Source organism: Brevibacillus centrosporus, assembly GCF_003710815.1.
GTDB lineage: Bacteria > Bacillota > Bacilli > Brevibacillales > Brevibacillaceae > Brevibacillus > Brevibacillus centrosporus.
This window is the reverse complement of sequence record NZ_RHHP01000031.1, coordinates 91732-105507: the sequence shown is the minus strand read 5'-3', so window position 1 is coordinate 105507 and position 13776 is coordinate 91732. Positions and strand designations below refer to the sequence as shown.

Sequence of the window (13776 nt, the reverse complement as noted above, 5' to 3'; positions counted from 1 at the left end):
CCGCGATAAAAATTACGGGTAGAGACGATACAGCATACGAGGGAATGGAATCGTTTCACGAACGTGATCCAATCCGCAGATCCATGCAATGGTACGCTCCAGCCCCAGACCAAACCCGGAGTGAGGCACGGTACCGTATTTGCGCAGATCCAAGTACCAGCGATAAGCGTCCTCAGAGAGCTCGTGCTCGGCAAAGCGCTTTTCCAGAAGCTCTGGATCGTCGATACGTTGGCTGCCGCCGATGATTTCGCCATAGCCTTCTGGAGCGATCATGTCCGCACACAGCACGACTTCTGGACGATTTGGATCTGGCTTCATATAGAAAGCCTTGATCTCTGTCGGATAGTTCGTGATAAAGACAGGCTTGTCGAAATGCTCCGCAATGGTCGTTTCATCTGGAGCGCCAAAATCGTCGCCCCATTTGATGTCGCTGCCTTTTTCTTGGAGCAGTTTGATCGCATCATCGTAGCTGATACGTGGGAAGTCGCCCTTCACGTTTTCCAGCTTGCTGGTATCGCGCTCCAAGGTTTTCAATTCCATTTGGCAATTTTTCAGGACGGATTGTACCACGTGGGATACAAATGCTTCCTGGATACGCAGGTTTTCTTCCTGATCCACGAAAGCCATCTCCGGCTCGATCATCCAGAACTCGATCAGGTGACGACGAGTTTTCGACTTCTCTGCACGGAAAGTCGGACCAAATGAGTACACGCGGCCCAATGCCATCGCAGCTGCTTCCATATACAGCTGGCCGGACTGAGACAGGTACGCGTCCTCGTCAAAATACTTCGTATGGAACAGGTTTGTCGTTCCTTCCGCAGAGGTTGGGGTCAAAATCGGAGGATCGACTTTGTAGAACCCATTTTCCTGGAAGAATTCATACATCGCACGAATGACTTCGGAGCGAACCGCCATGACTGCACGCTGACGTGGCGTACGCAGCCACAGATGGCGATGATCCATCAGGAAGTCTACACCGTGTTCTTTCAGGGAAATCGGATAGTTTTCCGCGAGCTGGATGATTTCTACACCCGTCACGTTCAATTCGTATCCGCTGGGTGCGCGATCATCTGCGCGAACAATACCTGTTATGTATAATGAGCTTTCTTGCGTCAGTTTCGTTGCTTGTTCCCAGACATCTTCAGCTACTTCTGCTTTCACAACAACCCCTTGAATAAAGCCGGAGCCATCACGCAATTGCAGGAATTGGATCTTCCCGCTGCCACGCTTGTTATACAGCCAGCAACCCAAACGTACTTCTTGTCCAACATGCTGCCCAATTCGAGCAATCGTCGTCAACATCGAATCATTTCCCTCCATTTACCGTCACAGACAAATAACTAACGGGTATACCTAGCAATTATACTATTGGGATTAGGCAAATTCAATGAAAGACTGCCTATAAAGTTTACCATAATTATATTATGAAAACAAACTCATTGATTGAGACCAGGATAAAAAAACCTTCCTGCCATTTGCAGAAAGGTTCCTATTTTTATGATTCTTCTTCTTGATCCTGTGATAAATCTGCAAAGTCTTCCAAACTCTCAAGATCCTCTTCCAATGCTGCCATCGGATCCTCATCCGCCAGCGCTTGCAACTCGTCTGCTTCTTCCGTCGATTCGAGCAAGTCGTCTTCTTCGTCCACTCTGCTTCCTTTTTCGCCGATCGCAATCCATTGCAGAACACCGCTCGTCTCTTCATTTGCGGACTGTCGGAATACGGTAATGATCGCTGTCGACCTGTTTTGCTTTTTAAGTGCTGCTGCCAGACCCGCCTGATTTGTCATTCCGACGATACAGTAGTTCGTATTCGCGTAGTGCTCCATCAGTGACACTTTGACGTCCACGCTTGCCTGATTGGCCTCCATCCGAAAAGGGGCAAACCCAAACTGCTGCAGCGTTGTTCCAAGACGCCTGTTGGTGTGCACAGGCTGGAAAGCGAGCTTATCCGCCGTAACCGATCGATCCTCCAGATGCGTCTCCTGAATCGATCCAGGTGCCAGCTTCGCTCCTGTCACACTGCCATCCGCAAGCTTCTCCTCTGTGACGACTCGGTCATTCAAATGCTTTGTCTCGACGACTTTTTGAGCCAGCTTCTCGCCTGTGACACTTCCTTCAGCCAGATGTTTGCCGGTCAAGCTTTCTAAAACGACGTGCTCTCCTGTTACCGATTTGTATTCCAGCTTGTTGCCGTCCACCACGCGATCAACCAGCTTCTCTCGCGTGACACTGCCTTCCTGCAGCTTTTCCTTCGTGATGGATTTCGGGACGAGATGTTCATTTTGAACAGACAAACTAGCCAGGTGTGCGCTGGTAATGACCTTTTCTGCAAGCTTCTCCCCAGTCACGGACGCTTTGCTCAGGTGGCGTGTTTTCACGGCCTCGCTCGCCATCTTTTGCGCTGTCACCGCTGAATCTGCCAGTTTGCCCGTGTTTACACTTAATTCCGTAATTTTATCGGTAGAAACGGATTCCGGGGCAAGCTTGGATGTCGTGATGACGTGATCCGCGAGATGATGGGTTTGAACCGCATACTCCCGAAGATGGTTGCTGCCGATAAGGCGATCGGTCAAGTGCTGTTCTTCAATGGACTTTTTGGCAATTTTTTCAGGAATGACGGCTCCGTCAGCGAGATGCTTGGCGTCCACACTGTCTTCCAGCAAATGATGACCCCATATACTGCGAGTTGCCAGCTTATCGCCGGTGATGGCACGATCCGCCACCTTGGAAGTCGTCACTTGGTCGTCGGCTATTTTTTTCGTGGTCACGACATTGTCTTGCAAGTGAGTGGTCTGAATGCTGCCCGCTTTTAGATGAACACTGCCAATCGATTCCTTCGCGACTTTCTCCGAGGTCACACTCGAATGATCCAGATGCTCAGTCAATACAGCAAACGTGCCGATTTTGTCACTGGTGACCGCCTCTGAATGGAGATGCTGACTGAAAATCGATTGAAAGCCAATATGGACATCCGTCACAGATCCGGGTGCCAGGTTGTCGCTATCGATTGCATGCTCTGCCAGATGATGATGAAAAATGGCCCCTTCACGTATGTGCTGGGACTCGACTGCATCCTCATCGATCTTGTTGGCCGTAACCGACGCATCGCGGAGCTTGTCGGTCGTAACCGCGCCATCCTCGAGCTTCACGGAATTAATGACGTAATTGGCCAAATGCCTGGTCTGTACACCGCCTGTCTTGATTTTGTCTCCGGTAATCGCCTGATCCTGAACCAGCTCAGTCGTGATCGACTGCTCCTGGATATGCTTGCTTTGAATCGCTCCCTCTGCAAATTTCATCGAGTCAATGACTTTATCCGCCAGCTTATCAGAAGTGATGCTGTTGTTCAGAAGCTTTTGACCGGAGATGGAGCGATCACAAATCATGTCACTGTTGATGATTCCTTTTGCGATGTGTTCACTTTGGACCGCGTGGGGTGCGATTTTATTCGAGGTCACACTTTGGTCGGCAAGCTTGCTGCTGTCTACGGCATAATCCTTGAGCAGCGCCGTTTCCAAGGTTCCAGGCTTAATTTTGCTAGCATCAATGGCGCGGTTTGCGATTTTTTCATTCGTGACGGATTGATCAGTCAGGTCATCTGTATAGACAAATGATCTCACCCGGTCATCATTGCGATCCTTAATCACACGGGTAAAAGTTGTTTGATTAGAAGAAATACCTTGTTTCGGTATCTTTTGAAAAGGTGGTGTCTTTGGCGCGCTTGGCTCGATGTTCGTCTGATTTGGGAAGCCTGAGGTAAGATCTACCTCCAGCAATTCTGTCTCGAGCTCCTGGAGCCAATCCGTATCTTTATTGGTTTGCAAGAGCGGAATTTCGTTTTCCAGGGAGTTTTGCCGCATCGTTTTCCCCAGATTTTTATTTAGCTTTCGCCGATTTACATTTGCCATAGAGTCTCCTTGCCTCCTGATGTCTTTCCCGTATCTTATGTAGGGTATTCATGGAAATAGGCGTTTGGTACACGGTAGGAAAAATTATCCTTGATGTGGCTGATAGAGTTCATTTGCACGGTACTTCATCTGTGTCACAGGCACAAAAAAACCTGCCAGCCAAAAGGATTAACCTTTGGCAAGCAGGCTTTAAAAAAGACGTAGCTTCCTTGTGTTTTACACGAGTACTTCTTCTTTTGTTTGGTTTTGTTCGAGCAGCTTACGGAACTCATCGCCCTGTAGAACCTCTGCATCCAGCAACGTCTGCAATCCGTTTTTAAAGACAGCATCGCATTTTCCAAGCATATCGTGCGTCTGCTTCAGAAGATTGTCCAGCAGGTACTCGACTTCATCGTGAATCCGCGTCTTATCGATAAACTGCGGATGGATGATCCCCAGACGCGACATCCCACTCTGAACAATCTCCTGCGCCATACCTAACGCTTGCTCAAAGTCGTTCTTCGAGCCCGTACTGCGTCCACCATAATAAATTTCTTCCGCTACCGCACCGCCGAGGCTGACCATGATCTGTTTTTCCATGGCCTCTTTCGTATACAGGTAACGATCCTCCAGTGGATTTTGACGGACATAGCCCAATGCTTGTCCACGAGGGCTTAGGGTTACCTGTGAAACGGAGCCCGGACGTACCATTTCACTGACGATCGCATGTCCAAGCTCATGGAGAGCCACGCGTCTTTTTTCCTCTGCGGAGGCTTCACGGTCAACCTTTTCACCAAGCATGACCTTGTCTACTGCATAGGCAAAGTGACGCGCTTCAATTTTCGAGCTGCTGTCTCGCATCGCATAGATCGCCGCTTCATTCGCAACACTCTCCAGCTGAGCACCGGAGAAACCAAATGTCTCCTGCGCTACCTTTTCCAGCGCTACATCGGAACCCAGCGGCTTGTTAGCCGTATGAATCGTCAAAATTTGTTCGCGAGCCGGCTTATCTGGCAAATCGACATTGATGTGGCGGTCAAAGCGGCCTGGACGCAGTAAGGCAGAATCCAGCATGTCTTTGCGGTTGGTTGCTGCCATGACGAGTACACGCGGCTTGTCGCTAGTTGCGACGCCATCCATTTCCGTGAGCAGTTGGTTCAACGTCTGGTCGTACTCTTTTTGCTGCTGGCCGTCGCGTTTTCCCCCGATGACGTCAATCTCATCGATGAAAATGATCGCACTGTCCTGACCATTTTTCTCCGCCATGGCTTTTACTTCTTTAAACATATCGCGAACTCGCTGCGCACCAACACCCACGTACATCTCCACAAACTGGGATCCGGAGGCTGCCACGAAGGCAGAGTTGGTGTAGTTCGCCGCCGCTTTGGCCATAAGCGTCTTCCCTGTTCCCGGAGGTCCTGTCAGCAGGACACCTTTAATGGGACGGATGCCGTACTGCTCGATCTTGTCTTTGTACACGAGAAAATCCAGGGCTTCTTTCAGCTCCTTCTTTGCTCGCTCCTGTCCTCCGATATCAGCGAACTGTATATCCGTTTTGGGAATGACATGTTTGCTTTGCTTTTTCTTTCCTCCGAGCGCAAAATTGCCTCCCTGACCGCCTTGCTGACGAATCAAGAGGAAAAAAAGACCCCCGAGTACCAATGCGAACAGTACAAAAGGAGTAATATTTACGCCTAGAAACAACAGAAAGATCAAGACTCCGGGGATGATACCGATCAAGGCTTCTTTACCCACGAGCCGTCACCTCATCTTCCATGGTTCGGGGAACGATCGTATAGAAATCCTCCGTCCCCTTTTTTAAATAAACATAAATGTTGTTGTCATCCATCAAGGCAGACGCATCATCTAACTGATGGTCTTTTTTCCATTGGTCCACGAGCTGTGGAATCCGGCTGTATTGATGCAAATCGATCGCTTCTGTAAATACAAACTGACCATTCGTCCAGATCTCTCGCAAATCCTGTGACTGGTTATCGACGGAAATGACCACTTTCTTGTTGGCGGACAGCTTCGATGTCACGTCCACCAGCTTGCGGTATTCTTCGGGAAACGATTCAGGCTTTGTTACCTTCAAATCTATCTGAATTTGATCTTTACCCACGTCCAAATGCGTTAATGAAGCCGATTGCAGCTGTCCGATTTCGGTACGGATCGGTTCCTCTATCTCGATCTTTTGATACAAGAACCATCCGCCGAACAGGAGAGCAAGTGTCGCTACCAAGGACAGTCCAATTGTACCCTTTTTCATTTGCACTGTAGCTTCTCCCCCTTGCCAATACGTTCTGTTCTCTCTCTTCAACGAAACCAGTATATCATATGAGTATATCATTTTATTATACAGTTACTGGTTATGATGCCATTTCAGCCTCCTCTTAACAACAAAAAGACCTTTTCCCATAGAAAAGGTCTTTTGCGCTTCAAACGTACTTTTCCTGTTTTAAAACGTAGGGGACAACACGTAAGAGGCAAGCAGGGCACCACTGAACAAATCGTAATGCACATAGCGGAAACGCCCATCCTTGTCTTTCAAGGTTACTTCCCAAAAACGCTTCTCGTTTTCCAGTCCAGGCACGATATGCGTGATGGTCGCTTCAGGGAAGCTTTTCAGCACGGCTGCTTCCACGTTTTTCCTCGGAACAGCACGATCCATCCGATCAAACGCAGCAGTTTTATCCGTCAGCCACGCTACGACTGGTGTTCCCACTTTGTTTTTCCCGAGTACGACAGCATAGCTCTGCTTTCCTCTGTACTCATCAATCGAATCAACCTGCGTGATCGTTGTGCGCTCCGCTACCCATTGCATGACTTGCTCATCAAAGTTACTTCGTGCCCCTACGACGGTAGAGGCTAAATGGTACGTGAAGCCCGTCCCGACAATTACGAGAGCGGCGATCACGACCACGATCATTCTCACTGCCACAGTCCAATAACTCCTTTTTCCCCATGACCCTACAGGCGGAAGCGCAGCTGATCCCGTTTTTCCCCTGCAGCGGTCTTGATTTGCATCTCGATATCCATTTGCTGGATAGTACCCGTGGCAGGCTCGTACCACAGCTGATAGGTGACGCCAATTCCTTTGGTTAGCTCCGGCGTCATTTCGGAGACTGGAAACGATGGCCCAAGCCAGAGGGATAACAGAGAAGTCACTTCCCTTGGCGGCAAGGACAGTCGATATCCCTTCCAGCCTTGCCCGCTAGGATCTTGCATAGGTTGAGGTGCTACCGATTGTATGACGCTCTTGATCACTGCGGCATGCTCGTGCGGTGTGTACAATGCGTAGGGAAGCGAGGCACTATCCTGCTTCTGCCCATCTATTTGTACGTTTACCTGTGGCTCACCGTTACGTGCAATCTCCAATTGATGACCGCCTATTTCTCCACTCAACTCGAATTGTTCCTGCTGGTATCGCCCATTCAATGCTTGATCCTTCACATAAACGATGAAGGATCGCTCTTCATCCTTGGTCAATTGATCCAAAAGCATAGACAGTGTTACTGGATCATAGCCTGCCCCTGCTCCCTGCTCCATGACTCGACCGCCTTTCATGTCGCTCTCGCTGCCGAGCTTGCCAAGAGCGATACCCACGAAAAACAGACTGAGAAAGATGGGTACGAGCCACCAAAGCAGCCTGGGCCGTACATACATGTCCACATCCCCCTGTCCCGTTTTTGTCTAAGCCTATGCTATACGGGAAGGTTTTAGAACCGGACGGAAAAGTTGCTAATCATAGCATGGAACATGACGGTCATACTACATGTACACCCCGAGGAGGTGAGCGCGTGAAGAGTTCTGGGCAGACTACATCTCCTGACGTACTAGGGTTTTTGTTGCAGGAATACCGCGTCTCCTGGGCAGCATTGTCTTCACCACTGCGTAACTCGTCTCATACACCCACCCTGCATTTCCGCCATCATCTCTTGAGCGAGCTATGGCGAAAATGAGCACGGCAAGTTGTTGAAACCAAATTCCCCTACCTACACCTAACCCTCTTTACTCCTGTCCTCACCTGGCAGGAGCCTTTTTACCGTTTCAATGCTTGAAACACACGGTTGGCTTCGTAAATAGCCCGTTCTTCATCCAAGGTCAGCAACTGATGATTACGCATCAAATACTTCCCTGCTACAATCGTATCCTTTACATCGCGTCCATTCGCCGCGTACACCACATGGGAAATAGGTTCATGAGCCGGATGGAAATGAGCTTGATGGCTGTCCAGTACGATGAGGTCTGCTTTTTTGCCCACTTCGATGCTGCCGAGCGTATCTGCCTGGAATACACCCTCGGCCCCATAGCGAGTCGCCATCCGAAGGGCTTCCTCTGCCGGTACCGCTACAGGATCGTTGTTCACACCTTTATGCAAAATCGCAGCCAGCTTCAGTTCTTCAAACAGGTTCAGGTTGTTGTTGCTCGCAGAGCTGTCTGTACCCAGCGAGACGCTTACGCCCTTTGCCAGCATTTTTGGTACAGGAGCCACTCCGCTCGCCAGCTTCAGATTGCTCACGACATTGTGGGAAACTTTCACTTGGTATTTTGCCAAAATGTCAATCTCTTCATCCGTCAGATGGACTGCATGCGCAACCAGTGTCGGACGGGCAAACATGCCGAGCTTTTCTAGATGAGCTACCGGACGAAGCCCGTAATCCTTTTCGTTTTGTCCAACTTCCCAAGCCGTTTCGGACATATGGATGTGAAGCGGGAGGGACAGCTCATCTGCTTTTTCAATGATTTGTGTAATGAACTGTGGATCGCATGTATACGGAGCATGCGGTGCCATCATGACTGTGATGCGTCCATCTGCCTGGTTGTGCCATTCCTTTGCAAACTTAACCGATTCTTGCAGCTTTGCTTGACGCTCCTCCTCCGAGCATAGGCCGATCATCCCCCGGCACAGACGAGCGCGCATTCCAGCCGTATCAACTGCTTTTGCTACTTCATCCATGTGGTCGTACATATCGACGAAGGTAGTCGTACCCGTACGGATCATCTCGATCAGAGAAAGATGGGTGCCCCATTTCACGTGATTCGCCGTAAATTGTGCTTCCAGCGGCCACATCTTGTCCTCCAGCCATTGCTGCAGCGGCAAATCATCCGCGTACCCGCGCAGCAGAGACATGCCTGCGTGCCCATGCGTATTGATCAAGCCAGGAAGGACATAATCGCCCTTTTGATCGATGACTTCATCATAGCCTGCGTCAGACAGGTCCTCTGGTGTAGGACCCACATAAGTAATGGTGTCGCCTTCAAATGCGACAGCACCGTCGTGGATGACTTCGTTCGTCTCGTTGACTGTTAGAACCGTTGCGTGAATGAGGATCGTCTTTTTCATGGATACACTCCGTTCTTTACGTTAGATAATAAGCTAAGCTTTGCATATTGGATGTCACATCAGCATAGTGAATTCGCACATCTTTCGGGGCGCGAATCGTGGTGGGCGCAAAGTTCAAAATCCCTTTGATCCCCGCTTCAGTCAACTGATCACATACGGATTGCGCAGCCGGTGCAGGCACAGTGATAATCGCCAGCTTGATCTGTTGATCTGCGATGGTCTGTGCCAGCTCCTCCAAGGGCTGAATGGACAACCCAGCCACTTTTTTTCCCAGCTTTTCCGGATCGCAATCAAAGATGGCCGCAATACGCATGTTATCCTTCAAATAAGCGTTGTAGTTGCTGATCGCATGGCCCAAGTGCCCGGCACCAACCAAGGCTACCCGTATTTCATCTGTCAGCTTGAGGATTTGACGTATTTTTTCTACCAGGTAATTTACATCGTAGCCAATTCCCTTTTTGCCAAAGTCCCCGAACGTGGCGAGATCTTTTCGGATTTGCGCCGGATTGACGTCCAGATTCTTGCCCATCTGTTGAGAGGAAACGGTTGCCACGCCCACTTGCTGCAAGTAACTCAAATAGCGCAGATAGATCGGCAGGCGGCGGACAACCGCTTCCGAAATCTTTTCTTGTTTGGCCACGTTTGGTCTCCCCTCTTCATTTCTTAGCCTTCAATACCCGGTAATCTACTCCATTCGATAAAATCGTGATTGTTCCATCGTGACTGGTGATATACGTTTCGGCCCACGACTCCCCAAGACGCTCTAGCACTTCGGAGTGGCCGTCTCTCATGCTGTCTTTGTTCTTACCTGTCTGGATAATCGCCACCTGTGGATCGACCTTCGTCAAGAACGGCTGGGAAGAGCCTTGATTGCTGCCCTGGTCCCCGACCTTCAGCACTTCTGCTTTCAAAAGGTCTGGATGCCACTGCAGCAAACGCTCCTCCGCTTGCTCATTAATCCCGCTGGTAAACAAAAATCGCAGATTCCCATGCTTCAGCTGAAAGACGAGCGAATTGTTCTGTGGAGACAGAAACAACGGCTCCTGTGGCAGCAGCACCTGCATAGATACCTCACTGCTCAGCTTGAACTCGCCAGGAGCTGTGACCGTAATCCGTTTGAGGGTAGAGCGCACAGGGAGCGCTTTGACGATGCTTTGCTCAATCAGCTTCGGTACAATCACGTTTTCAACCAGAATTTTTCCAGTGAGCTGCTCGTAGCCACCCACATGCTCCGGCTGGTCATTGGTCAGGACCAGGTAATCCAGACGCGTTAATTTGCGCTCGGACAATCGTTCAAACAAAACTGGCCAATCTTCTGCAATTCCAGAATCGATCAGCATCGTCTTGCCACCAGGCAATCGGACAAGTGTGCTTTCTCCATTCGGAAGGGCAAAATAGGTAATCACAAGACCTGAGAAGTCTTGCTCGTTCTCACTGGCATACGGATCCTCCACCTTTACCGCACTCTGTGACGGACTCTCAAAAGAGTACGCGAAGAGAAAAGCCGCACAAAACCCCAGAAGTAACCAGCGCCATTTTGTTTTCCATCCCACTATTTTATCACCTAAATCCTTGGGAGACTATTGCTTCATTTTATGAGTCTAACAAGGTGGACATACCGAGGAATGGTTCGATTCTCTCACGCAGCTCTGGCCATGGACCGCTCTCTACGGCATAAGGCGGCAGGGATTGCAGAAAAGACCGCCCATATCTTGCCTCGACGATTCGCGTATCAAAGAGAATCACCACACCACGATCCAGGTGGTGACGGATCAATCTCCCTACCCCTTGCTTGAACAAAATCACCGCTTGAGGCAATGCCATCGACATAAACGCATTCTTTCCTTCTGTCTTCAGCAGCTCGGAACGTCCTTGATAAACCGGATGATTCGGTGGGGTAAATGGCAGCTTGACAATAACCAGACTGCTCAGTGCTTCGCCAGGGATATCTACCCCCTCCCAAAAGCTGCTCGTTCCAAGCAGTACGCTTTTCTCTATCGTTTGAAACAAACCGACCAGCTTGCTTCGGTTGTTACTGTCGATCCCATGTCCGAGAAGCGTATAGGAGTCAGGGGCATCTGCCAGACGTTCCTTCATCGCGTTGTAGACCAGACGCAGCATTGAATGAGATGTAAACAGGATCAGCGTGCGTCCCTTCGATGCCAGTACTACATCCACACAGCCCTGCACCACTGCATCTACATAAGTCAGATCGTTTTCCTTGCCAGGCGCAGGAAAATCGGATGGGATGAGCAGCAAGCCTTGGTGTTCATAATCAAAAGGCGAAGGAATGGAGAGCGTTCTGACTCTCTCTTCCGGTAATTGATCCAGCCCAAATCGATTGATTACGTAAGAAAAGCTGTTTTTCACAGTCAAGGTCGCCGAAGTGAGAATCATGCTCTGTTTCTGAGCAAAAAGCGGCTCGGTAAGAGAATCAGAGACCTTCAAGAGCGCTGCCGAAAGATGCACCTGCTTGCGCGCTGTCCGTGCCTCTACCTCCATCCAGTACACGTACTGCGGATCTTGCTCCAGTAAAAAGAAATGGAGCAGTTCGGTTACCTTTTGCCAGTCATTCAATAGCCCGAACAGATCTGTCCGCAAACTGCGCAAAGCAAACGGCGGCTTATCGTCAGCCGGCAGCCCTCGAACAAAACGATCAAACACCTGTGCAAAAGCGGACATGCTTTCGATGAGCTTGCGCGTCGTTTTTCGGATCCGCTCATGTTTACCCGTAAAGGATTCCACTCGATAGCGGACCGTTTCTCTCCCCGCTTCCGTCGTTTCCTCCGCACGGTCCGAGGCCCAAGCATACAACAGCTGCGTCCAGTGGGTAGCTTTATCACGCAAAGGAGCGTATAGGGCTTGCAGCTCCGCCATATGTTCTGCGACAAAGTCTTGTGGAGCACCTACCCAGCTCTCCCATTCCTCTGCAAAGCGAGTCAGTGCCGCACCTGGCTCCACGGACGCCCGGTCCAAGAGAAACAAAAGCTGTGTCGTGGTAAACTGTTTTCCCATATGCTGGGTCGCGGCGTCTTCCAGATGGTGCGCCTCGTCGATAATCGCCACTTCATATGGCGGCAGTATCCGATTTTCCGCTTGCAGATCACTGATCAGCAAAGCATGATTGACGATCAAAACGTCAGCGTCCTTTGCTCGATCCTTTGCCTGGAAGTAATAACAACGGCTAAACCAAGGACAAGCTCTGTTCAGACAGGAGCCTGTATCGCTTTTTACTTGCTGCCAAAACAGCTGTCCGGTCGGGGGCATGCTCAACTCTTCCACATCCCCCGTCTCTGTCTGCGTCAGCCATGCCAGCATCTGACCTTTGACCAGACGCATTTCCTGACTGCTGCCTTCGATCGGCTCCTCGAGTGCCTGCTCAAATTTGCGCAGACACAGGTAGTTTCCTCTGCCTTTCAAGGTGGCCGCACTGAATTCAAAGGGGAGTGTCTGCTGCAAGCTCATGATTTCTTTGTTGAACAGCTGTTCTTGAAGCTGGATCGTATTCGTGCTGACTACAAGCTGCTGTCCATTTTGCTTTGCCCAGATGATACCTGGAAACAGATACCCCAAAGATTTTCCTGTACCGGTACCTGCTTCGATCAGCAAATGCGTGCCGTCCTGCATTGCTTCAAAAACGGCGTGCATCATCGCCTCCTGAGCATCACGACGCTGATACACCGCTACGTGTACGCTCATGCTTCCCGCGTCGCCTAACACTTGACCCAGCAGCTCGTCAAAAGGCGCTATTGACGTTGTGTCGTACGCAGGTGTGCGAAGCGAAGCAGTCAGCTTTTCTCGACGCTTTCGCAATGCCAGCTGACGGTAAATATCCCACATTTCAGACGGCTCGTTTAAAACGGCCTCGGCCTCGGCATCCAGCAATGGAATCTCCGCCATTTTTTCCATTTCCACATAGCGCAAAAGCGCGTCAATATCCGATCGAAAGGATGAAACGAGCATTTGCAGTCGCTGAATCGTCACGAGCGGCATTTCATTTACGATGTTCATCAGATGTAAAAACAGTTGAGCAGTTGCCATCGCATCGCTGTCCGCCTGATGCGGATTCTCATGCTCGATATCCAAATCGGAGGCCAGCTCACCCAGCCTGTAGCTATTTTGAGTGGGCATCAACAAGCGCGATAGCTCAACAGTATCGAGCACATAGCCGTCAAACGCATAATAGCCCTGGCTCAGCAGGGCTTCTTGTAAAAATTGGAGGTCAAAGCTTGCATTGTGGGCAACAAAAGCCCGTCCATCCAGCAACCGCAGCAAACGCGGAAAAACTTCCTCTAGCGAAGGAGCGTCTGCTACCATCTCCTCCGTGATACCCGTTAATTGTGTAATAAAGGGTGGGATCGCCTGTCCCGGATTCACCAAGGTGGAAAAGCTGTCAGTCACGATGCCATCGTCAATCGCAACGGCTCCGATCTGGATGATGCTGTCTCCTTGGCGTGGATGGCTTCCCGTCGTTTCAAAGTCTACAACCAGTAATCGATTCAAACGTTTGTCACCTCGTAACCTGGGCGGATCCTAGTCA

At 50.1% G+C, this 13776-nt stretch carries 11 protein-coding genes; 1 reads left to right on the top strand and 10 read right to left on the bottom strand.

The annotated features are described in order from the left end of the window. Positions 1 to 12: 12 nt before the first annotated feature. From asnS to EDM55_RS22000, 6 genes are all read right to left on the bottom strand, one after another. On the bottom strand, positions 13 to 1302 hold the full coding sequence (gene asnS / locus EDM55_RS22030) for an asparagine--tRNA ligase (protein WP_122961396.1): 1290 nt from the start codon (positions 1300 to 1302) through the stop codon (positions 13 to 15). 193 nt (positions 1303 to 1495) lie between these two features. Further along, entirely contained in the window at positions 1496 to 3910 is a 2415-nt protein-coding gene (locus tag EDM55_RS22025) for a WIAG-tail domain (protein WP_246070878.1), read from the bottom strand. A gap of 216 nt (positions 3911 to 4126) precedes the next feature. Beyond that, the gene (locus EDM55_RS22015; protein ID WP_092272285.1) at positions 4127 to 5644 is read right to left on the bottom strand and encodes an AAA family ATPase; all 1518 of its coding nucleotides are present in this window, start codon (positions 5642 to 5644) and stop codon (positions 4127 to 4129) included. Beyond that, positions 5637 to 6164, bottom strand: a complete 528-nt coding sequence (locus EDM55_RS22010; RefSeq protein ID WP_092272282.1) for a hypothetical protein — start codon at positions 6162 to 6164, stop codon at positions 5637 to 5639. Before EDM55_RS22010 ends, EDM55_RS22015 begins: the two co-directional genes overlap by 8 nt. Positions 6165 to 6347: 183 nt before the next feature. Further along, positions 6348 to 6830: a cell wall elongation regulator TseB-like domain-containing protein gene (locus tag EDM55_RS22005; protein WP_092272279.1), complete on the bottom strand. Its 483-nt coding sequence runs from the start codon at positions 6828 to 6830 to the stop codon at positions 6348 to 6350. Between the two features lie 29 nt (positions 6831 to 6859). Next, positions 6860 to 7555: a hypothetical protein gene (locus tag EDM55_RS22000; protein ID WP_092272276.1), complete on the bottom strand. Its 696-nt coding sequence runs from the start codon at positions 7553 to 7555 to the stop codon at positions 6860 to 6862. A gap of 134 nt (positions 7556 to 7689) precedes the next feature. Between EDM55_RS22000 and EDM55_RS30440 the strand changes: the two genes are divergently transcribed. After that, complete coding sequence (locus EDM55_RS30440; protein ID WP_170184359.1) at positions 7690 to 7851, top strand: hypothetical protein; 162 nt, start codon at positions 7690 to 7692, stop codon at positions 7849 to 7851. An 80-nt stretch (positions 7852 to 7931) separates the two neighbouring features. Here EDM55_RS30440 and EDM55_RS21995 read toward each other — a convergent pair whose 3' ends face one another. The 4 genes from EDM55_RS21995 to dinG are packed head-to-tail and all read right to left on the bottom strand — an operon-like array spanning position 7932 to position 13739. After that, complete coding sequence (locus EDM55_RS21995; RefSeq protein ID WP_092272273.1) at positions 7932 to 9236, bottom strand: amidohydrolase; 1305 nt, start codon at positions 9234 to 9236, stop codon at positions 7932 to 7934. A gap of 16 nt (positions 9237 to 9252) precedes the next feature. Then, positions 9253 to 9876, bottom strand: coding sequence for a redox-sensing transcriptional repressor Rex (locus EDM55_RS21990; RefSeq protein ID WP_092272270.1), 624 nt, complete (start codon positions 9874 to 9876; stop codon positions 9253 to 9255). 16 nt (positions 9877 to 9892) lie between these two features. After that, the gene (locus EDM55_RS21985; RefSeq protein ID WP_122961395.1) at positions 9893 to 10789 is read right to left on the bottom strand and encodes a ComEC/Rec2 family competence protein; all 897 of its coding nucleotides are present in this window, start codon (positions 10787 to 10789) and stop codon (positions 9893 to 9895) included. A 40-nt stretch (positions 10790 to 10829) separates the two neighbouring features. Beyond that, the gene (dinG, locus tag EDM55_RS21980) at positions 10830 to 13739 is read right to left on the bottom strand and encodes an ATP-dependent DNA helicase DinG, 3'-5' exoribonuclease type (RefSeq protein ID WP_122961394.1); all 2910 of its coding nucleotides are present in this window, start codon (positions 13737 to 13739) and stop codon (positions 10830 to 10832) included. Between the last annotated feature and the right edge of the window lie 37 nt (positions 13740 to 13776).